The following is a 23,295-nucleotide window of genomic DNA, read 5'->3' as shown; positions in this document are numbered from 1 at the left end:
ATAGATAATATATTGTTAAAGAAAATATTTGATAAATTAAATGTTTTCTTTGACAATGTATATATATGAATGATAATATCTAAATGAATAAAAGCTTTGGTAGTAAAATGATTTCTTACAATCCACTTTAGGTATTATTAATAAATAAAAAATTTAAAAATACATAATGTGTCTAACAAACGATGATACTAGAATGATACTGTTTTTATAAGAAATTATAAAATACATAATTAATAAAAATAATATATTGAATTATATAATAGATTGGGTTTTACTAAATAAAAAAGAACTGAAATCCCCATGTTATTATACAAAAGCAAAGGTGGGAACAAAAATGAAAGCAATTGATGATGCTATAACATCACCATATTTAAGCTATGATATCAATGAAGATATTAGTATCTATAAAGGTAGATTTTGCATATATTTAGATAAGAAATATAGATGTAATGGAAAAATTTATTATAAAATGACACCTCCAATATCCATAAATTTTAAAGCAGATATAGGTTGCATTGAAGATATAGAAAATGAAGATGATAACTTAGTTTTGGATTATGATAATGCTATTCTTGAGGTCTATGGTTATAAGATTATTTCTATAACAATAAATACTCTAAGTGATTTTGGCATAGAAGGATATATCAATGATGATTGTATAAAATCTAAAAACTCTTATGTTGAACATGTAGATTTTAATATAATAAACTTAGATAAAATACCTGGAAAACTTATAAAATACAATGATAAAGTATATGCAGGTAGGATTGAATTTGATATAAATGATTATGTTGTTACTATAGATAAACGGTATGATTATAGAAAAGAATTAAAGTCAGATTTGAAGTCTAAATCTGGAGCAATAATAACTCATATAGGTAGGATTAGAAGAAAAGATGGTAAAATTTTTAGAACTAATAATACAATAAATCTTTTAGATAGAATAGCAACAGCCTTGAGTTTTATGTGTGGCAGATATGTTGGATTTTGTTTGGCAAAAGGATATAGAAATGGTAATGAAGTTTATAGAATTTGGAATGAGAATCAAATAACACCTTTTAGATATGTACCAACATGGTCAGATACGCTGTCAAATTATCATAATATGGAAAAATATATAAGTCTCATGTGTAAAAAATTAGAAGATTTTTATTATGGTTCTGCGATAAAGAGTGTTGTTGATTGGTATATAGAGTCTCTTGGAAGTGTGACTATGGAAAATAATATAATATCTGTACAGATTGCACTTGAAACTTTGTCATATGTAATGCTAGTAGAGCAGAATAAGGTGCTTACAGATGAAACTTTTGACCATAATTTGGCATCTAAAAATATCAGACTTCTACTTGATATATGTAAGATACCATATGGTAAATATGAGTTAGATATATTTGACAATATGATAAAAAAGAAGTTTGATGATGGAATAGATTTAATTATTTATTTAAGAAATAGTATAGTTCATCCAAGTAGAAAAGCCCATAGAGCTACATTAGAAGTTGAAGACATTTGGAATATAATTTCAATTGGAACAAGATATATTGAGCTTGTTTTGCTTTTTATTTTGGGATATAAAGGAGAGTATTCTAATAGATTGGTAGAACGATGTTATGGTGAGGTGGAAGTTGTGCCTTGGAATTAGATTTTTATATTTATTTTAAAATATATATTGACAGATATTACCTTATGATATAAAATCAATATCATAATAAGAATTCAAAACAACATTAAATGCTACGAAAAGAAATAGTAAAAGTAAGTAATCTTAAACAGAGAGTTTCCGATTGGTGAGAGGAGCAATAGATTTTACTTTGAACACATCTTTGAGCAGGACTCTGAAAGAGTAAAAATACTTTATTAGGAGCTTTCCGGTATCCTTGCACCCGTTATAGTGCTAGAGTATAATTTTATTGTACTTAAAGAGGTTAGTGTCGTGAGGCATTAATGAACAGAGGTGGAACCACGAGATTTAACTCCCGTCCTCTAGCAATAGCTAGAGACGGGAGTTTTTTAATATAATTTTTTAAGCGCGCAGAAAATTATATTGCAACAGATACATTTTTTCTAAAATAATCAAAATATTTAAAAATTTAAAAGATGAGGGAGAATATTATGAAAAATATATTAAAAAAATTAGGATTATTTACAATTATGTTAGGTTTAGTAAGTGGAATGGCAGGTTGTTCAAAATCAGATAATGAAAAGGATAAAAATACTTCAAATACATCAAAAAAAGAGGTAATTGTAGGATTTGATAATACATTTGTACCAATGGGATTTTTAGATGAAAAAGGAGAAACAGTGGGATTTGATGTTGATTTAGCAAAAGAGACATTTAAGAGACTTGGAATGAAAGTTAAATTTCAACCAATAGATTGGTCAATGAAAGAAACAGAGTTAAACGATTCAAAAACTGTAGATGTATTATGGAATGGATATTCTATAACAGATGAGAGAAAGAAAATAGTATCATATACAGAACCTTATTTACAAAATAAACAAATAATAGTTACTTTAAGTGATTCAAAAGTAAATACAAAAGCTGATTTAAAAGATAAAGAAGTTGGAACTCAACAAGGTTCAACAGCTCTTGATGCAGTAGAAAAAGATAAAGATTTTATGAATAGCTTAAAGGGTGGAGCTCCAGTTCTTTATGATACTTATGATAAAGCACTTAGAGACTTAGAAATAGGTAGAACTAGTGCAGTTGTTGGTGATGAAGTTTTAATTAGATACTATATGGGACAAAAAGGTGAAGATAAATATAAAGTATTAAAAGAAGATTTTGGATTAGAAGATTATGTTGTAGCAACATCTAAAGAAAATCCAGAACTTTGTAAGAAAATAAATGAAACATTACAAGAAATGAAAAAAGATGGAGCTTTTGACAAAATTTATGATAAGTGGTTTAAATAAAAGATAAGTTAGCTGTTAAGAAGGGGGCACTAAAGGCATGTTACAAGGTTTAGAAATAGTTATAGCAATGTTTTGTATAACATTGATAGTATCAATTCCATTGGGGATTGGAGTTGCATTTTTAAGATTATCAAAAAATAAATTAATAAGTGGTATTACACAATGTTATATATTAATAATGAGAGGAACACCTTTACTTTTACAAATGATAGTAATATTCTATGGTTTACCTCTTATAGGAATTGTGTTTGACAGATTTACAGCTGGAATAGTAGCTTTCTTCTTAAATTATGCAGCATACTTTGCAGAAATATTTAGAGGTGGAATACAATCAATAGATAGAGGTCAATATGAAGCTTCAAAAGTACTAGGGTTTGATAAATTTACGATGTACAAGAGAATCATATTTCCACAAGTTTTTAAAAGAATACTAGCACCTATTTCAAATGAAGTAATTACATTGGTAAAAGATACATCTTTAGTATATATATTAGGATTAAATGATATTTTAAGAATATCTCAAATAGCAATGAATAGAGAAGCAAGTTTGTTACCACTATTTGAGGCAGGAGCAATATATCTTATATTTGTAGCTATACTCACTAAGGGATTTGAATTACTTGAAAAAAAATATTCTTATTACAGATAAAGCTACAATAATTATAGGAGGAGGTTTTTCATATGTTGAAAATCAGTAATTTAAATAAATCATTTAAAAAAAATAAAGTACTTAAAGATATTTCTTTTGAACTAGAAGAAGGTCAGATTGGTGTCTTACTTGGCAAATCTGGTGCAGGAAAGACTACAATATTAAGATGTATAAATGGTCTTGAAGAATTTGATAGTGGAGAAATTATAATAGATAATGAAATAATAAAAAATAAGAAAGACATGGCAAAAATACGTGGTAAAATAGGTATGGTTTTTCAAAACTTCAATCTATTTCCTCATATGACAGTACTTGAAAATATAATTGAATCTCCAGTTAATGTTTTTAAGGTTCCTAGAGAGGAAGCTGAAAATAGAGCTAAAGAACTTTTGAGACTAGTTGATTTGGAAGATAAATTGAATTCCTATCCATTTGAGTTGTCAGGAGGACAGCAACAAAGAGTTGCAATAGCTAGGTCTTGTGCATTAATGCCAAAAGTTCTCTGTTTTGATGAGCCTACTTCTGCACTTGATATTGATACTATTCAAAAAGTAGTAAATATAATGAATAGGCTTAAAGATAAGGGAATGACTATACTGATAATTACACATGATGTTGTATTTTCAAATAGTGTTGCAGATAAGATTATAAGTATAAAAGATGGTATAGTTGAGGATATTCAAATAAAAGAAAAAATTGTTTAAATTTTTATAAATGAAATTTGTATTAAAATTTTATAAAAAAATAAGGATTGTTTGTCTGATTTTTACAATGAAAAATATAAATTTTAATGTATAATTATATAAAATTTATATTTTGTATCAAGGAGGAGATATTGACCATGCTAACTCCATATTTAACATTTAATGGGACTTGTGAAAAAGCATTTAACTTTTATGCTGAGGCTTTCGGAGGTGGAAAAACTCTGTTTGCACGATTAGATAACAACCCAAGCAATCCTGTTATGCACGCAAGTGTTACTTTCACAAAATATGAAGGTTGTATAATGGGGGCCGATACAAACCAGCCTGTTGTAATTTCTGGAATGGCGATTTGTGTTGTGCTACCGTCTCGAGAAGTAATAGAAGAAATATCTGTAAAACTTGCCGAGGGCGGTACGCTTGTGCAAGGATTTTTACCACACCCACCACCAGATCAAAGTGATGGTGGTGCTGAAGTGCTTGATAGGTATGGGTATACTTGGTATTTGAGTACATAGTTAAAACAAAAAACCTACAACTAATAAGCATAATATAGAGTAGCTAAATTTCAATTTAACAACGTAGTAAAAAAGTCGTGACTTTAAATTGTCATGGCTTTTAATTGTATAAAAATTCAAGAATTTTATTGAAAGCTTAGAGTAATTATGATACAAATTGATTAAAATATACAAATTATGGGTATAAGCATATAAATATTAAGATAAAAAACTAGAAAGGAAGTTTTACTACAATGATTAAATTATATGGATATACAAAATGTTCTACAGTTAAAAAAGCAAAAAATTGGCTTAAAGAAAATAATTTAAAATTTGAGGATATAGACATGGTTCAAAATCCACCAACTAAGGATGAATTAGAGTCAATTTATAATATTAGTGGGTATGATATAAAAAAATTTTTTAATACAAGTGGAATGAAATATAGAGAATTAGGTCTTAAAGATGTAGTAAAGACTGAGCAAGATGATAAACTTCTAGAAATATTAGTAAGCGATGGTATGCTTATTAAAAGACCACTACTATTTGATGGTAAAAATGTACTGTTAGGGTTTAAAGAAGATGTATGGAAAGATATTTTATTAAAGGAAGAATAGAAATCAATGGGTGTATTAGTTAAAATTTTTAATTGATACACCTATAAATTTAAGTATTTTTAGTATTTAGCATTGAGATTAAAACCACATCAATAGAATTATTAACTATTAGATAGAAGAATCTTGTACTTTCTGAGTTTAATATATTAAATAAATACATATCTTTTTACATAAAAGTACTATTAAATCTAAATCTTGATTTTAATCTGTTAATTCTTGCAAACTGGCATGTGATTTTTTAGAATTTATACTATACGTAAAGTCTAATAAAATATAATATTATTTATTATTTTGTGGATATTTGTTACTATTAAAAAAATATCCACATTAAATTTGTCTCAAATAAATTTAATGTGAATAAACATGACCTTTCTTATACAAATTATATCATTTATTTTATTTAAAATAACATAATATTACAACGAATTATTACAAAATTACTTATTATTAACCATGAACATTTGTTTTGTGATATTATATTTATATGAGGATATTGTCATAAAAAACATTATATTTATACAAAAAATTAAATGAAAAATTTATTTGATATGAATGTTTTTTACAAATTATACCTCTACTTATAGTTTTACAAATAATAATAGTATTTAAAAATTTGACAACAAAAAAAGAAAACTTTCAAAAGAATTAAATCTAAAAAGAATAGGAGATAAATATGGGTATTGAAGATTTATATGGTTTTGAATGTGTTCCTGTGAACAATGATATTGATATTGACAATTTATTAGAGACGATGATAGAAGATGGAAAAGAAAAAGGGTATACACCAATTATAATTATCGATGAAAAGGTAGGATTGCTAAAAGAAAACATCGATATTATTAATAAAGAGTATGGATCTCTTGAGAACTACAAAGAGTATTGTCTGAAAAAATATAATGAAATTGATGTAAATGAATTTTTCAAGTATAGGAAGAGTGAAATTTCAGAGATGATAAAAGAACTCATAGATTCAGAAGATACTTTTTGTGACTATAAAAGTTTTAACCCAATTACAAATATAGATATATTTCAAGAAAATAACAAAGTTTACATAGCTAAAGTCCCAACAACTAAACCTTACGAAGTGTTTGCATATATACCAATTGGTGGATTTAACGATTGTCCTAGTGATGAAGAGCATATAGCAGTTGCAAAATATTGGTACGAAAACTATGGAGCATACCCGATAGCAATTGGATGTGACACAGTTCAATATTTTTCAAAAAATATAACTAGCGATAATAAAATGTTTAATAACTTATGCATAGAATTAATCTTGTACTGTGAAGATATTATTGTACAAGGATATGAGACATTAAGAGCTCTAAAAGAGGTAATACAAGGTTCTACTATATGGCTTTTTTGGTGGGATTGATATAGAACTGTGTAAACTATAAGTATTAAGTTTAAGTTTTTAGAACATTTCTAATGATAGTATCTTTTTGTAATTTACAATTATATTACTAAGAAGAGTAATTATATGATAATAAAATCGTGAACTTAGCCATGAAGATAGGCTACTTACACTTCATGGCTTTTAAGTATATTGCTGTATTACACTGTTTTGTTTTTATATAGTGTAGTACAGTAATATGCTTAAATTATAAAGATATAAATAAAAGTACTTTAATATTATAATTAATATACTTAAAAGACATTCTAATTTTTTAAATATATACTTTATATGTTATAATCATTAAGTATGTAAAAAATAAGAATAGTTTTAGAGTTCATATTTTCTTGATATGGAGGTAGATTTAATGAAGGAAAGAGAAAAGCTAGAAAAATTAAGAGAAAATTTGATTGGGTTAGAAAGTGTGGCAGTTGCTTATTCAGGTGGAGTTGACAGTAATTTCTTACTTAAAGTAGCAAGAGATACATTAGGAGATAATGTTATAGCTGTAACTGTTCATGCAATGATGCACTCAAATAGAGAAATAGAAGAAGCAAAACAATATACTAAGGATTTTGGAGTTAAACATATTATATTAAAAACAGAAGATTTTGATTTAAAGGAATTCAAAGAAAATGGTGCTGAAAGATGTTATCATTGTAAAAAATATATATTTACTAAAATAAAAGAGGTCGCAAAGGAACATAATATAAAGTACATAGTAGATGGAACCAATGTAGATGATTTAGGAGACTATAGACCAGGTCTTAAAGCACTAAATGAATTAGAAGTAATTAGTCCATTAAAAGAAAGTGGATTAAAGAAAGATGAAATTAGGTTACTTTCAAGAGATATGAAGTTAGAAACTTTTAATAAACCATCATTTGCATGTCTGGCAAGCAGAATTCCTTATGGTGTTGAAATTACAGATGAAAAGCTTAGGATAATAGAAAAAAGTGAAGAATATTTATCCGACTTGGGATTTTCTCAATTTAGAGTAAGAATGCATGGAAATATAGCTAGAATAGAAGTTAACCAGGAAGAATTAGGTAAATTTTTTGAAAATAACAATTTTAGTAAAGTTGACACTAAATTAAAAGAATTTGGCTTTAAATATGTTACACTAGATATGTCAGGATATCAAATGGGAAGTATGAATTTAAATATGTAAATATGTAAATAGGTTAAAAAATAAATAATCGTTATAATTAATATAAGAAACAGGAGGTTTTATGAAAAACTATACACTAATATCGCCATGTTTTTTTGGAATGGAAAAAATGTTGGCTAGAGAAATTACTAATTTGGGATATGAAATAATAAAAACAGAAGATGGAAGAATAACATATAAGACTGATGAATTTGGAATAGCAAAATCAAATATGTGGTTGAGATGTGCAGAAAGAGTACATCTTAAGATTGCTGAATTTGAAGCAAAAAGCTTTGATGAATTATTTGAAAATACAAAAAGGATAAACTGGTCTAAATATATACCTTATGGAGCGCAATTTCCTATTTCAAAGGCTTCTTCTATAAAATCAAAATTATACAGTACACCAGATGTACAAGCTATAGTAAAAAAAGCTATTGTAGAAAGCTTAAAGAAAAGTTATTTAGAGGATGGTTTGCTTAAAGAAGATAAAGAAAAATACCCTATATTTGTATTTATACACAAAGATAAAGTAACTCTTTCAATAGACACAACTGGAGATGCTCTACATAAAAGAGGATATAGAGAAAAAGCAAATAAAGCTCCAATAAGAGAAACTTTAGCTTCTGGACTTATCTACTTAACTCCTTGGAAAGCAGGTAGGACTTTAGTAGACCCTATGTGTGGTTCTGGTACTATATTAATTGAAGCAGCCATGATAGGTATAAATATGGCGCCTGGCTTAAATAGAGAATTTATATCAGAAAAATGGAGAACACTTGATAAAAAGATTTGGTGGGATGTAAGAAAAGATGCTTTTAATAAAATAGACAATGAATCTAAATTTAAAATTTATGGATATGATATAGATGCAGAATGTATAGATATAGCTCAAGAAAATGCAGAAATAGCAGGTGTAGATGAATATATAGAATTTAATGTAGGAGATGCAACTGAGTTTAAAAGTGAAGAAGAATTTGGATTTATAGTTACCAATCCACCTTATGGAGAACGATTAGAAGATAAGGATAGTGTTAAACAATTATATAAAGAGCTTGGTTATGCATTTAGAAAGTTAAAAAATTGGTCATATTATCTGATAACTTCTTATGAAGAATTTGAATATGAATTTGGACAAAAAGCAGCTAAAAAGAGAAAACTATATAATGGTATGCTAAAAACTAACTTTTTCCAATATCCAGGGCCTAAACCTCCTAGAAATAATAATTAGATTTTATATTTATCATAAGTTTTATCAAAATAATAAAGTTTTGTTAAAATAAGTAAAACCTTATGAGGATTTGAAACGTCTAACTATTGTGAGGAGATTTTTGCGAGAAAAATTTAAGATTGTAGGATTAGGAGGAGTTAAATGAAGTTATTAAAACTTATTATTGTATCAGGCTTAATGATGTTATTTGTTACTGGATGTAATGTTAAAACTGAATCTCCAGAGCAATTGGCAAAGATACCTGACTATGATGATACAAAAAAAGTATTGTACGATGGTATAGATCAGCTACTAAAACCAGACTCATCTATGATATTGCCTTCTAATACAAAAGAGGTAGGAAAAATAAATAAGGTAGATTTAAATAGTGATGGAGTTGATGAATTAGTAGTATTTGAGCAAAAAGAAGATTTAAGTAATAATGTTAATAAAGTAGGTTTTGTAACCTTAAGTTACAATGGTGAAAAATATGTACTAGGAGACCATTATTTAGAAAATGGAGAATCAATAGAATATGCTAATTTCTATGATTTGGATTCAGATGGATATAAGGAAGTTATTTTACTTGTTAAATCCAAAGATAAAACTAATATGCATATATACAAAGTAAGGGATAATGAAATCACAAAAGTATACGATTTAGATGCTTCTTGGATTCAAAATAAAGAAGATTTTAACGATATAAAAGTAAAGATTGGTTATATAGATGGAGATGACAAGATAGATATATTAATGCTTCATTTGAATAATAAAACTAATGAGATGTTTGCAACTGTTGCAAATTTTGATGGAACTATGAAGGTTAAGGATTATGTCAAATTTGAAAATGTAAAAAATCTAAATGAGTTATATATAACTCTAGGTAATGTTGCTTCATCTGTTGGAAACTCATCGGCATCCATCAAAGGTGTTGTACTTGATATTCCCATGTTAAAGGAAAATAATTATATCACACAGATATTATATATGAAAAATGATAAAATTCAAAAAGTATTTAGTGATTATGATAAAACTATTACTAAACCTTACTACATACCTGTTGATGATGTTGATAAAGATAAAATTATAGAGATACCTATAGTTGCTGGTGGAAATAGAAATACCTATACCTCTAAAGCATCTGCTAATATAAGTTGGTACAGATGGAATGGGAAAGAAGGTTCTAATTCAAAATTAATATTTATAAGCCAGATATACTATAATTATAAATACAATTTTAGGTTATTTATGCAAAATAATTTAGTGGATAAAATAATTGTTGAACAAGAGTTTGTTGGTGAAAAAGCAGTATTTAAATTTTACTATTTTGATTATTCAGAACGTAAGAATTTATTTAATATAGTAGTAGAGAGTAAAAATAAACTTGAAGATAGAAAAAGTGCAAATACACAAAATTCTATTGTACTTCAAGAAAGTGATGAATATACTTTTTTACTAGTTATAAATGATGCAAATGAAATGGATAAGCTAGATATTACTATAGACGCATTAAAAGAGTATTTCTCATTAATATATGGTTAATATTATACTCAATTGGAGGTTTTATTTTATGAAGGAAAAAATACTTATACTAGAAGATGAAATTGGAATTAGAAGTTTTGTCAGTATAAACTTAAAAAGAGAAGGCTATGAAATAGTTGAAGCGGGTACAGGTAGAGAAGCTATAGAAAAAATGACAACAGAAAGTGACATTACAATAGCTCTTTTAGATGTAATGCTTCCAGATATAAGTGGAATAGAGGTTTGTAAATTTATAAGGGAAAATTTTGATCAAGTTGGTATAATAATGCTTACTGCAAAAGCTCAAGAAGATGATAAAATAGAAGGATTTATTTCAGGAGCAGATGATTACATCATAAAACCATTTAGTATAAAGGAGCTTTTAGTCAGGGTTTCTGCTCTTCTTAGAAGAGTTGCAAAAGATGATTCAAATGTTAAGTCAAGTGAAATAGTCTCACCACCATTTATACTTGATATAGATAAAAGAAAATTATTTAAGAATGGTAAAGAGATTGAACTTACTCCAACAGAATTTTCAATAGTAAAATATCTGATATCAAATGCTAAACAATCATTAAGTAGAGATCAGATATTAGATGAGGTATGGGGAACTAATTATTTGTATGATTTTAAAATAGTAGATGTAAATATAAGAAGGATAAGAAATAAAATAGAAGATGACCCATCAAAACCAAAATATATACAAACTATTTGGGGTTATGGATACTGTTTTAGAAAGGAAGAATAATAGTGTTACATTTTGAAGGTCTGAGAAAAAAAGTAATAAAAAACTATTTTATAATAATTATTATAATGGTAACTCTGTTTGAAGGGCTATTCATGTTTTATATACAAAACTATTACTATGATTCTGTTAAACAGCTACTTGAATCTGAAATAAAATATGCTGATGAATATAATGCTATTACAATGGAAACTACAAGTTTTGAGAAAAAAGTCAAAAACATTTTTGATAAACAACCATTAACAAAGAATTCAGAATTTGGGATTTCAATAATAGATAAGAATAAAAATGTTATATTGGACCAATATGGATTTAAAAGTAAAGAAAAAGCAAATTATGAAGATGTAGATAATGCATTAAGAGATGTAAAGACTAAGAATTTAACACCATATACTTATAAAATACCAGATACAGGAGAACATGTCATGAGTATCTCCTTACCACTCAAAGTAAATAATATTATAGAAGGTGTTGTTAGATATACTGTTTCATTAGATGGAATAGATAACGCCATATTAAAGCAAGCTACATGGCTTATATTGGCAGGAATATTTATACTTATTATAGCTATATTAATAAGTCTCAAATTTGCTGAGACTCTGATAAAACCGTTGAGAGAGCTAAAGAAGTTTGCAAACGAATTAGCAGTAGGAAACTACAATATAAAATTGGAAAATATGAAGATTGTAGATGATGAAATTGGTGATTTAGCACAGACATTTGAACATATGGCACATGAAATTGATAAGAGTGAAAAATTGAAAGAAGAATTTATATCTTCTGTATCTCATGAGCTGAGAACTCCTCTTACATCTATAAAGGGATGGAGTGAAACATTAGGATATGAAAGTATAACTAGAGAAGAGTTAGATTTAGGTCTAGGTATTATACAAGATGAGACAGAAAGACTTATAAAGTTGGTAGAAGAATTATTGGATTTTTCAAGGCTTTCCTCTGATAGGATAAAACTTCATGTTGATATAGTTGATGTTGAAGGATTAGTTGTTGGGGTTGTAAATCAGTTGAAAGTTAAAGCAGCTGAAAAAGATATATCACTTTTATTTGAATTTGAAAATGAATTTATAGAAAATATCCAAGGAGATAAAAATAGACTAAGACAAGTTCTTATAAATTTAATACAAAATTCATTTAAATTCACTAGTCAGGGTGGTTACATAAAAGTTGTAGCTTCTCAAGATGAAGATACAACGACTATATCAGTTGAAGATAATGGTTCAGGTATAGAAAAGCAAAATTTAAATAAAGTTTTAGATAAATTTTTCCAAGAAGATTACAATAAGGCTGGAAGTGGATTAGGTCTTGCAATTAGTAATGAAATTGTAAAACTTCATGGTGGAGTAATGAAAATAGAAAGTGAAAAGAACGTTGGAACAAAAATAATTTTTAATATAAAAAATAAATTTGCTAAACAGGCATAAATTCTTAGAAAGAGGATTAAGATGAGAAATATAAAAATGATAGTAGCATATGATGGTTCAAGATATAAAGGTTATCAAAAATTAGGTGATAATGACATGACTATACAAGAAAAGCTTGAGTCTGTCTTAAGCAAAATGGCCAATGAAACCATTGAGATAACTGGTTCTGGGAGAACTGATATGGGAGCACATGCAAGAGGTCAAGTTATAAACTTTAAAACAAATTGTATGGATTCAGTAGATAAAATTCAAAAATATCTATATGAATATCTGCCAGAAGATATAGTTGTAAAAACTGTTGAGGAAGTTGATGAAAGATTTCACTCAAGATACAATGTAAAATCAAAAACGTATTTATATAAGATTGATAATAATAAATATCACAGTCCTTTTATGAGAAAGTATGCTGCGCATATAAGTAAAAAATTAGATTTAGATAGAATGAGAAAAGCAAGTGAGTACTTAGTAGGAGAACATGATTTTACTAGTTTTGCTTCTTCTAAGTCTAAGAAAAAATCTAATGTAAGAGAAATTTACTCAATAAATATAAAAGAAAATGATGATATTGTAGAAATATATATAGAGGGAAATGGATTTTTGTATAATATGGTAAGAATAATAGTAGGAGCATTAATAGATGTTGGTCTTAAAAGAAAAGCACCACAAGATATTAAGTATATGCTTGAGTTGAAAGATAGAAGTAAGTCATCAGACACCGCACCAGCTAAAGGACTATGCCTTTGGAAAGTAAAGTATGAGTAAGCTTAAAGAGAAAACATTTTAAAAAGAAAATAAATTATATAGTTGACATAAATGGAAAAATAAACTATTATATATTCTATAAGAGATATCTAAAAAATTTGATATTTAAATCCGATGAAAAAGAGAGTAACTTTTATGTATTTTATAGAGAGCTGAGGATGGTGGAAGCTTAGCAAGTAAGTATTAGTGAAAAGAACTTTGGAGGATGCTAATTGAATTTAGTATGTTAGTAGGTAATCTCGCCTTAAGAGAAAGAGTGGATAAGTTTATCTTATCAATTAGAGTGGTAACGCGGATATATTTCGTCTCTTGGTTTTTCCAAGAGGCGTTTTTTAATATATTTATTTACTAATGTGTATTTAGTAGTTGTACATTTACTGATTGATTAGCTAAGTTTATCAATAAGAGTGGTACCGCGGATATTTCGCCTCTTAGTATTTAAAAATACTGAGGGGTTTTTTTAGTATTAAAATGATTTTATAAGAATCCACATTTTTAAAGTCATTCAATATTAAGAGTTTCTATTAAAAAATAAAAAATATAAAAATCATAATTTAAAATTAGGAGGAATTAACAATGAAGGAAAAAGTAGTATTAGCATATTCAGGAGGACTTGATACATCAATTATAATACCTTGGTTAAAGGAAAATTATGAAGATATAGAAGTTATAGCTGTTTGTGGAAATGTAGGTCAAGAAGATAAAATGGAAGATGTTTATGAGAAAGCTCTACAAAGTGGAGCATCAAAAGCTTATGTAGATGATATAAGTGAAGAGTTTGTGACTGAAACTATATTTAAAGCTGTAAAAGCAGAAGCAAAATATGAAGGAAAATACTTATTAGGAACTTCTTTAGCAAGACCTATAATAGCTAAAAAATTAGTTGAAGTTGCTCATAAAGAAGGCGCAAAATATATATGCCATGGATGTACAGGAAAAGGTAATGACCAAGTTAGATTTGAAGCTACAATTGCAGCTCTTGACCCAACTATAAAGGTTATAGCTCCTTGGAGAATATGGGATATAAAATCAAGAGAAGATGCTATAGATTATGCTGAGAAACACAATATAAAAGTAACAGCAACTAAAGCTAAAATATATTCAGTAGATGCTAACCTTTGGCATGTATCAACAGAAGGTGGAGACATAGAACATCTACAAAATGAACACAAAAAGGATGTATATAAACAATGTGTAGATCCTGAGGATGCATGTGATGTAGCTGAATATGTAGAAGTTTATTTTGAAAAAGGTGTGCCTAAAAAGATAAATGGGGAAGAATTATCTCCAGTGGCACTAATTCATAAATTAAATGAGTTAGGTTGTAAGCATGGAGTTGGAGTTATAGATATAGTTGAGAATAGACTTGTTGGTATGAAATCAAGAGGGATATATGAAACTCCAGGCGGAACAATTCTTTATGAAGCACACAATATTTTAGAAAGTGCTACTTTGGATAAAGATACACTACACTTTAAGCAAATGGTATCTTACAAATATGGAGAACTTATTTATAATGGATTATGGTACTGTAAATTAAGAGAATCTATAGATGCATTTATGGAACAAACTCAAGATAATGTTACAGGAACAGTAAAAGTTAAACTTTACAAAGGTAACATAAAACCTGCTGGAATATTTACTGAAAATGCACTTTATGATGAAGGAATATCTTCTTTTGGAGATAGTGAACTTTATGACCATAAAGATGCAGAAGGATTTATTAATTTATTTACTTTACCATTGAAAATTAGAGCTATGAAGGCTGGTAAATAATAGAATATAGTAAATTGAAATTATTAGAGTATATAAGAAATGTTTTTTAGTTTTTTATATACTCTTTTTTATATATTTATATAAAATTATTACATTATACAATTTGTAACAGTTTAGTTATTACAATATAAGAAATTTTAAAACTTATTTTTCTTCAACACTTCCTATTTATTTGTAAGCATTAAAAGTATGATTTTCTTATAAGTTACACAATATGAATACTTATTTTTGAATTTTGCTATTGACTCTCACATTATAAGAGGGTTTATACTAAGTTTAATTAAAAATCTACATGCAAAAGCTGCGCATAGTAGAAGGTAGTAACCATATCATTTGAAATTATAAAGATATAATTTATGAAAATACTATTAATTCCATAATGAAATTATTTATAAACGGAGGTAGATTAAATGAGGAAAATAATTGAAATAAAACACCATTCGCATGATTATGAATGTATGTGGAATGGTATAGAAGATATATATATGAATAAAATGGATGAATCTCTGCCAAATGATTTTTTCTTTTTATTAGCAGGTTTTGGTTCATTTTGTTATCTGAGGACAAACAAAAAAGAATTAAAGAGAATGGTTGCTTTGGGAGATGGAAGAACCAAAAAAATGTATGAATTTTTAGCACCTATTGTTGGTTTTGAATATAAACACTATGAGTTTAAAAAGTATGAACAAGCTTTAAAAAAAGCAAAATCAGAAATTGATTCTGGTTATCCAGTTGTTTTAGGAGCTTTAGATATGTATTATCTGCCATATTATGAAAAATTATATCATAAGGAGCATATTCCTTTTCATTATGTGCTTATGGTAGGGTATGATGATATGGCAGAGAGAATATATTTATATGATTGTGGGAGAACTGAGTTACTTTCTCTTTCTTATGATGAACTATGTGAATGTATGAATTGTAGTTATCCTGGGTTAAGCAAAGCAAATACAATTTGTACAGTTAGAATGAATAGTTCAAAGAATAAATATCAGATTGCCCAAGAAGCACTTGCTATAAAGCGGGATATGTTTTTAAATCCATCTACAGGTTTTTTAGGATACAAAGGTTTTGAAAAGTTTATTAAAGAATTGCCACAATGGAAACACGAATTGGAAAAAGATGACTATGATAGGATTTTAGCTAATATGGTTATGCTTTTTGGAACGGTACCAACTATTCCAAATGCAATCAAAGGAATTGAAGAACCAGATAGTGTTGAATTTAAAGGTGGTTTTGATAAAATGAGCAAGATGCTTAAGTGTATTGGAACTGAATACAAAAATGACTGTTGGGTACAAGTAGCAGAGATTTTTGAAGAAAGTTCAATCATAATTAAAAAAATATCTAATATAATAATAGATTATTTATCGAATAAGGTTGATGAGACTGAAAAACTTTCTTTGCTATTTTCTGAAATTTTGAAACAAATGAAAGCTGGATACTTAATGTTAGGTATATGAATATAGAATAAGATTTCTTTTTTAATAAAAGTGTATTAGCTAGATAATCAAAATTTAAATATGAAATGAGTTCAAAAAATCAAATTATATATTTATAAAGTGTTGACCCTAACACCACGTCATATTGTAATATGAAAACATAGTTTGAAAATATTAATAAATACTGATAGGTATATAAGTATTTATTAATATTTGTAGCTATAAAATAAAATTTTGAGGTGAGGCAATGAGAACAGTAAAACAAGTTTCAGATTTGACAGGAATAAGTGTGCGCACATTACATTACTATGACGAAATAGGCTTATTAAAGCCAAGTGAAATTACAGAAGTAGGGTATAGGCTTTATGATGATGAAGCTATTGAAACGCTTCAACAAATTTTATTTTTTAAAGAACTTGAGATACCTTTAAAAGAGGTTAAAGATATAATGTTAAGCCCATACTTTGATAAAATGCATGCTCTAGAAAGTCAAAAAAAGCTACTTATTATAAAACGTAAAAGATTGGATAGTCTAATAGAAATTATAGACAAAACTTTAAAAGGGGAAAATATAGTGAACTTCAAAGGATTTGACATGAGTGAATATTTTAAAGTATTAGAGGAATTTAAAATAGAGCATGAAGATAAAATAATCAAAACTTATGGTAGTGTAGAGAAATATAATGAGCATATTGAGACGTTTAAATCTAAAGAAGATGAAATTGCTAAAATGGCTATAAAAAAATATGGAAGTATTGAGAAATATGCTGAGGCTATAAAGAAGAATTTTAATAGTGATATATTAACTTTAGCAGAACAATTTGATGAATTTAAAAAAGATTGTTTGGAGGACAATCATCCAAAATTAAAAGAACTGTATAAAAGACTTGTAGCAGATTTAAGTAAAAATCCTTTATCAAAAGAACTTCAAGAAATTGCTAAAGAGATAACAGATACATCTAAGAAAGATTATGAACTTTTTAATATGGAGTATGGAGATGATAATTGGTATGGCATGGTACAAAATTATTTACTAAATCCCATATGGATAAAAGAAGTTGATAAAAAGTATGGTAATGGAGCATGTAAATTTATTGGCGAAGTTTTGAAGCATTATTTAGGTAATAAACAGCCCAAAATAAATATGTTATATGAAAAACTTGTAGCAGACTTAAGTAAAAATCCATCTTCAAAGGAAATTCAAGATATTGTTGAAGATATAGTGTATGAAACTAACAGAAGTAATGAATTTTACAAGATAGATGAAGGAGAGAATAATTTAGATTATTTAGCAGAACTTTATTTACAAAATTCTATTTATATACAAGTAAATGATAAGAAATATGGTAAAGGGGCATCTAAATTCATTGGAGAAGCTCTAAAAATTTATTCTGATAATAGTAAAATATAAGTAAACAAATATGGAAAATTGTAAAATAGGATAAAAAATAGCAACTAGATTATTGCAAAGTTGATTATATTTTGAATGTAGAAAAAGGATATAGAATTATTACTTTATCTATATCCTTACTTGTGATTGTTAAAATATATAATTTATATCGAACTTAACACTTTCAACAATATTTCCTAAATATGTTTTTATACTTTCAACTTCTTCTAAAGATTTTAATTTATTTTCAGTATAAATTGCCTTATCAAGAATATTAAATTTTAGACCTATTTCATCAAAGTATTCATGATTTAAAACTTTATACCAATGATTTCTTTCTTTAGACCATCTAGTAGATATAGAATCAGCTTCTTTTTGAGCTTTTTCCCAATCTTCATCTACTATAGATTTTTCTAAGATAGACATATTACTTTTATAGTCCTCTGTAAAATCATATAATTTATTATTAACATAAAATCCAAATAGCATAAATAAAACAGCCCATAGTATAACAAATGTTGCAGATTTCAATATTAATCACCCTTCTTATTTTGAATAAATATTTTGTCATTTTCATCTAAAACACAAATAAGAACATCTTTAAAAGTTTCTATGTGGTTAGACTTTAAGATACCCATTAACCAGTTAGTATCTTTTTCAGCCATATCAAGATTTTTATTTATTATTTTACCATCCAATATAAGTGGAATTGGCAAATGATTAAAAGCTCTTGGAGGAGTACTATTGTAACTTGATGCTGGAACTACACTTAAATTACCATCAGTCTCTAAAATAGCATATTGTACATCTTTTAGGTTGAAGTAGCCTTGAATTCTCAATTGCTCTAACAACTCATCTATACTAACTCTTTCTTTTTTAAGTTCATTATATACAATCTTTCCTTTGTCAATTAAGACAGAAGGTTTACCTGATAAAAATGAACTTAATTTTCTACTTTTTAAGGATAAAAATGAAATTAGAGTCTGCATAATTACAAGGCCAGTTATTGCTGCAACGCCATTTATAATTGGTATATTATTATTTTCCATTGGGACGGATGCAACTTCTGCAATTAAAAGTGTTATGACCAAGTCAAAACAGTTCATCTCAGCGATTTCACCTTTTCCCATGACTCTAAGTGCAATCAACACTGTTATGTATAATATAATACTTCTTATTAATACAACTGTCATATCTATCAATTACTCCTTTAAAAAATATTTACACTAAGTTAGTATATCCTATATAAAAAAATTAATTCAGATTATAAAAAATACCTTAAACAATTGAATTCAATTATTTAAGGTACTCTTGATAGTCTCAATATTAAATTTTTTATAGATTTTCTATTACTTTTATTTATCTTAACTACAGATTCAACAAAATTCTTTTTATCCCCTAATTTCAATACAAAATCAGGGTATTCTTCAAATTCATTGAGCTTTATTAATTTAAAAGAAGAAGATAAGTTTTTAAAGCTGATAATTTTAGAATTATTTACTAATACACTTCTTTTTTTAAAATAAATGTCTTTTTTACTTATATTTAATATATTGAATATTTGTTTAAGATGCATTATTATATCCTCTGGAGTCTTGTCAAATTTAAGTTCAAAATTTTCATCCTCAAAGTAGGGAATACAATATAAAGGATTTTTAATAGGAGGCAGTTTATTGTATAATTCTTCAAGTATATTAGTATCTTTAGGATAGTTAAGGTAAAAACATTTACATACATTCATTAAATCCATAGCATCTGAAAGTGAATTATGTTTAATTTCTCCCTCTACAGAAAAAATCTTTTTCATATTTAGTAAAGATAGTTGCTTAGATAAGATTCTATTTTTGTATGTAATATGCTGAGATATAAAAGGTTGAATATCAATCATCATATTGAATAACTCTAAGCAGATACCCGTATATTTATATACTCTAAAGGAATTTAGAAGACCAGCAATATCAAAATTACCCCAATTATATATTGTAACATCACTAAATTTTTTAAACCATTTGCAAAAATCATCCATAACATATAAAAGATTATGAGCATTATCAATTTCTAACTGGTTTAATTTAGTGAGTTTTTTACATTTAGATGAAAGTAATTCATTGTATTTTGGTTTAACTAAAGAATAATAATCATCAACTATATTAAAGTCATTATCTACCAAAACACAACCTATGGAAATCAACTCAGCTCCACTATATTCTAGCTTGTATTTATTATCATCTAATATATTAAATTCAAAGTCTATAAATAACTTGTATTTCATAAATTAAAAGCACATCCTCATAGATATTATTTAATGAGATTAAGCGTCATAAGAATCAATCGATATAATGATTCTGAACATCAAAGGCTCATTACAACTTTTATTTATTTCGTAATTTAAATCAAAGGAATCTTTTAAGATAGAATTTATAAGTATTCTTTCCCAACCTATTTTTAGATTAACTTTAGCTTCTATCAATTTAGTTTCTATTTTTTTAAATATTTCTATATTTGCGGGTATTATACTGAGTTCAATATTACTTTTAAATGGGTTAGATTTTAAATCAGCTATAAGAATATTCTTTAACTCTTCTGTAAGTTCAGAGATTAAATTATTCCCTATATATTCTTTAATTATTTCTTCTCTAATTTCTCTTAAATTTAGCAACATTAACACCTGCTACTTGTATTATAATATGCAAAGTATAGTAAAATTTGATTAAGTTTTTTTATTATACTTGCAATAGTAGCTTTTTCCTTTCTGTTTATTTTTATATGACTAATCCATATTAGAAAACTATTAATATGCTTATAAATAATAGTTTGTTGTATGTTAAAAGTAAAAACTTTTATATTTTCAGAGAATAAAAACTATATAAAAGTGAAGATTTATAAAATAGAATCATAAAGATAAGATGTTTTATTCTCTGAATTTTTTGGTACTAAATTCTTAATTTGTTATTTGCCAATTCCTTTTTCTGATAATTTTTCTAGCATATCCTTAGTCATTTTATCTAAATCATAATTAGCTTTAAAATTCCATTCATTTACAGCACTGCTACTATCTAATGAATTAGGCCAAGAATCAGCTATACCTTGTCTTACAGGGTCTACATCATACTCTATTGTAAAATCAGGTATATATTTTTTTATAGAATCAGCTATTTCTTCAGGAGCAAAACTCATAGCGGTGATATTAAAAGCATTTCTATGAATAAGTTTTTCGGCTGGAGCTTCTATTAAATCTACTATAGATTGAATGGCATCAGGCATGTACATCATATCCATTTTTGTACCTTTTGCTATGTAAGACTTATATTTTTTATTTTTTAATGCTTCATAATATATATCAACTGCATAATCTGTAGTTCCACCACCAGGAGGAGTAACGTAAGAAATAAGGCCAGGAAATCTAACTCCTCTAGTATCCACTCCAAATTTTGAATGATAATAATCACATAGTAATTCACCAGAAACTTTAGTGACACCATACATAGTATTAGGTCTTTGTAGTGTATCTTGAGGAGTCATGTTTTTTGGCGAATTTTCACCAAATGCAGCTATTGAACTAGGTGTAAAAAACTTACAATTCAATTCTCTAGCTACTTCAAGACCATTTACCAATCCATTCATATTTAAATTCCAAGCTTCTAAATGTTTACTTTCTGCAACTGCAGAAAGCAGAGAAGCTAGATGAATTATAGTATCTACATCATACTTTTTTGCGATTTCAAAGAATCGATTTTTATCTGTGACATCTAATATTTCAAATATACCAGATTCACATACAGGATTTCCTTCTTTTATTCTTCTTGAGCTAGCAATTACATTTTGTTCTCCATATTCATTTCTTAGCTTGATTGTTAATTCTGAGCCTATTTGTCCTAATGCACCTGTTATAAGTATTTTTTTCAATTTGCTAACCTCCTTAGAGTTTAATTTATGTATTATTGCTTATTTTTATTTTAGCAAATCTTTTGTTTAAATACAAAGAATTAAACCCATTAATGCATTACTTAATTTAATAAAGCATAATAAATGTTTCAGAATTTAATGTAATAAATATCAAAATTAAGTATATAGTATATAGGTAAGATATAGTAATATAAATGTTTATATGTATTATTTATAGAGATTGTTTTTAAAGATAGATAAAGTACAAAGATAGGCAAAATGTACAGTGGATTAAATTTAAAAAGTAATACTTATAAGATTGCTTTTATTTAAGTTCTAAATTTATTTTTTATTAAATTAAGTCTTAATGAGGTATAAAGATAGAGTATGTGACTAAGTCACAGAAATAAAAGTAAATTTAGGATATAATAAAAATATATAATATTAAGATATAACAAAGATGATTCTACAAATGAAAAAGTATTATAAGTTAAAATAAAAATTGAAAGGAAGTATAAAAATGACAAGACCATCAATATATCATAACCAAGGATACACTTGTGCAGAAGCATTAATAAAATCTTATAATGAAGAACATGAAACAGATATACCAATTTCAATAGGAAGTGGTATGGGGGTTGGAATTACTGTAGGGAGTGTTTGTGGAGCTGTAAATGCAGCAGTTGTTATAATAGGGTATCTAAATGGACGAAATAATAATTTAGATGATAATATAGCAAAAAAGTATTCAAGAGAATTAATGAATAAAGTAAGGGACAAATACAGTACAGAAATATGTGCTTCATTGAAAAAAAATAAAATAAGCTGTGGTGAAATAATAAATTTCACATATGATGCCTTAAATGATATACTAGAAAATCAAAAATAATCTTAAGAAATGAGCATTTCCTATTTAGGGGAGTGCTATTTTTTATTATATAAATAGTATCTTCTTTTAATATAATTTTTAAATCAATTTGATTATATTTTAGTCAATATAATTTAATATAGAAAATATTAATTGACAAGAAAAAATATACTATGCTAAATAAAAATAAATTATTTAATATATATAGAGTCGATATATTTATGTCTATAAGATTGCACAAACTAATAAAAAAATATATTAATTATAAAGAAATATATAAGAAAATAAAAGAATTAATGAATGTAATATAAAGTAAAAAAGTATAAAATTATAT

The 23,295-nt window shown here is 26.7% G+C and carries 22 protein-coding genes and 2 other annotated features; of the genes, 17 read left to right on the top strand and 5 right to left on the bottom strand.

The features are described 5' to 3' along the window. Positions 1-334: 334 nt before the first annotated feature. From KGF36_RS09790 to KGF36_RS09715, 16 genes are all read left to right on the top strand, one after another. On the top strand, positions 335-1,642 hold the full coding sequence (locus KGF36_RS09790) for a hypothetical protein (RefSeq protein ID WP_227828503.1): 1,308 nt from the start codon (positions 335-337) through the stop codon (positions 1,640-1,642). Positions 1,643-1,727: 85 nt separating this feature from the next. Further along, positions 1,728-1,987 (top strand) — a binding site (T-box leader). A 125-nt stretch (positions 1,988-2,112) separates the two neighbouring features. After that, a complete protein-coding gene (locus KGF36_RS09785) occupies positions 2,113-2,916 on the top strand; it encodes an amino acid ABC transporter substrate-binding protein (RefSeq protein WP_227828504.1) in 804 nt (267 codons plus the stop codon). Between the two features lie 37 nt (positions 2,917-2,953). Further along, positions 2,954-3,565, top strand: coding sequence for an amino acid ABC transporter permease (locus KGF36_RS09780; RefSeq protein ID WP_227435933.1), 612 nt, complete (start codon positions 2,954-2,956; stop codon positions 3,563-3,565). Between the two features lie 32 nt (positions 3,566-3,597). Further along, positions 3,598-4,269, top strand: a complete 672-nt coding sequence (locus KGF36_RS09775) for an amino acid ABC transporter ATP-binding protein (protein ID WP_227828505.1) — start codon at positions 3,598-3,600, stop codon at positions 4,267-4,269. A gap of 137 nt (positions 4,270-4,406) precedes the next feature. Then, positions 4,407-4,784, top strand: a complete 378-nt coding sequence (locus tag KGF36_RS09770) for a VOC family protein (protein ID WP_227828506.1) — start codon at positions 4,407-4,409, stop codon at positions 4,782-4,784. Between the two features lie 233 nt (positions 4,785-5,017). Further along, complete coding sequence (locus KGF36_RS09765) at positions 5,018-5,380, top strand: arsenate reductase family protein (RefSeq protein WP_227828507.1); 363 nt, start codon at positions 5,018-5,020, stop codon at positions 5,378-5,380. A 673-nt stretch (positions 5,381-6,053) separates the two neighbouring features. Continuing rightward, on the top strand, positions 6,054-6,755 hold the full coding sequence (locus tag KGF36_RS09760; RefSeq protein ID WP_227828508.1) for a DUF4253 domain-containing protein: 702 nt from the start codon (positions 6,054-6,056) through the stop codon (positions 6,753-6,755). Positions 6,756-7,140: 385 nt separating this feature from the next. Beyond that, positions 7,141-7,944, top strand: coding sequence for an ATP-dependent sacrificial sulfur transferase LarE (larE, locus tag KGF36_RS09755; RefSeq protein ID WP_227828509.1), 804 nt, complete (start codon positions 7,141-7,143; stop codon positions 7,942-7,944). Positions 7,945-8,005: 61 nt separating this feature from the next. Beyond that, on the top strand, positions 8,006-9,154 hold the full coding sequence (locus tag KGF36_RS09750) for a THUMP domain-containing class I SAM-dependent RNA methyltransferase (protein WP_227828510.1): 1,149 nt from the start codon (positions 8,006-8,008) through the stop codon (positions 9,152-9,154). A gap of 141 nt (positions 9,155-9,295) precedes the next feature. Next, positions 9,296-10,675, top strand: coding sequence for a hypothetical protein (locus KGF36_RS09745; RefSeq protein WP_227828511.1), 1,380 nt, complete (start codon positions 9,296-9,298; stop codon positions 10,673-10,675). Positions 10,676-10,703: 28 nt separating this feature from the next. Further along, the gene (gene walR / locus KGF36_RS09740; protein WP_021384573.1) at positions 10,704-11,402 is read left to right on the top strand and encodes a cell wall metabolism DNA-binding response regulator WalR; all 699 of its coding nucleotides are present in this window, start codon (positions 10,704-10,706) and stop codon (positions 11,400-11,402) included. A gap of 2 nt (positions 11,403-11,404) precedes the next feature. Further along, a complete protein-coding gene (walK, locus tag KGF36_RS09735) occupies positions 11,405-12,838 on the top strand; it encodes a cell wall metabolism sensor histidine kinase WalK (RefSeq protein ID WP_227828512.1) in 1,434 nt (477 codons plus the stop codon). A gap of 21 nt (positions 12,839-12,859) precedes the next feature. Continuing rightward, complete coding sequence (gene truA, locus KGF36_RS09730) at positions 12,860-13,600, top strand: tRNA pseudouridine(38-40) synthase TruA (RefSeq protein ID WP_227828513.1); 741 nt, start codon at positions 12,860-12,862, stop codon at positions 13,598-13,600. Between the two features lie 105 nt (positions 13,601-13,705). After that, positions 13,706-13,913: a binding site (T-box leader), on the top strand. A gap of 263 nt (positions 13,914-14,176) precedes the next feature. Then, positions 14,177-15,376: an argininosuccinate synthase gene (locus tag KGF36_RS09725; protein ID WP_227828514.1), complete on the top strand. Its 1,200-nt coding sequence runs from the start codon at positions 14,177-14,179 to the stop codon at positions 15,374-15,376. Positions 15,377-15,786: 410 nt separating this feature from the next. Further along, positions 15,787-16,839, top strand: coding sequence for a BtrH N-terminal domain-containing protein (locus KGF36_RS09720; protein ID WP_227828515.1), 1,053 nt, complete (start codon positions 15,787-15,789; stop codon positions 16,837-16,839). 226 nt (positions 16,840-17,065) lie between these two features. Continuing rightward, a complete protein-coding gene (locus KGF36_RS09715; protein ID WP_227828516.1) occupies positions 17,066-18,229 on the top strand; it encodes a MerR family transcriptional regulator in 1,164 nt (387 codons plus the stop codon). Positions 18,230-18,358: 129 nt separating this feature from the next. Here the strand turns inward: KGF36_RS09715 and KGF36_RS09710 are convergent, their stop codons facing one another. The 5 genes from KGF36_RS09710 to KGF36_RS09690 all read right to left on the bottom strand — a co-directional run bounded on the left by KGF36_RS09710 (position 18,359) and on the right by KGF36_RS09690 (position 22,114). Next, positions 18,359-18,739: a DUF4363 family protein gene (locus tag KGF36_RS09710; RefSeq protein ID WP_227828517.1), complete on the bottom strand. Its 381-nt coding sequence runs from the start codon at positions 18,737-18,739 to the stop codon at positions 18,359-18,361. 2 nt (positions 18,740-18,741) lie between these two features. After that, a complete protein-coding gene (locus KGF36_RS09705; protein ID WP_227828518.1) occupies positions 18,742-19,401 on the bottom strand; it encodes a DUF421 domain-containing protein in 660 nt (219 codons plus the stop codon). Positions 19,402-19,508: 107 nt separating this feature from the next. After that, positions 19,509-20,480 carry a 3'-5' exonuclease gene (locus KGF36_RS09700; RefSeq protein ID WP_227828519.1) on the bottom strand — a complete coding sequence of 324 codons (972 nt, stop codon included), beginning with the start codon at positions 20,478-20,480 and terminating at the stop codon, positions 19,509-19,511. Between the two features lie 39 nt (positions 20,481-20,519). Beyond that, positions 20,520-20,870: a hypothetical protein gene (locus tag KGF36_RS09695; protein ID WP_227828520.1), complete on the bottom strand. Its 351-nt coding sequence runs from the start codon at positions 20,868-20,870 to the stop codon at positions 20,520-20,522. 287 nt (positions 20,871-21,157) lie between these two features. Beyond that, positions 21,158-22,114, bottom strand: a complete 957-nt coding sequence (locus KGF36_RS09690) for an L-threonine 3-dehydrogenase (RefSeq protein ID WP_227828521.1) — start codon at positions 22,112-22,114, stop codon at positions 21,158-21,160. 499 nt (positions 22,115-22,613) lie between these two features. On the opposite strand from KGF36_RS09690, the gene KGF36_RS09685 reads away from it, so the two are divergent. After that, positions 22,614-22,982: a C-GCAxxG-C-C family (seleno)protein gene (locus tag KGF36_RS09685; protein ID WP_227854696.1), complete on the top strand. Its 369-nt coding sequence runs from the start codon at positions 22,614-22,616 to the stop codon at positions 22,980-22,982. Positions 22,983-23,295 lie beyond the last annotated feature (313 nt).

The organism is Clostridioides sp. ZZV14-6009, from assembly GCF_020658095.1.
Lineage (GTDB): Bacteria > Bacillota > Clostridia > Peptostreptococcales > Peptostreptococcaceae > Clostridioides.
This window is presented reverse-complemented; position numbering and strand designations above follow the sequence as displayed.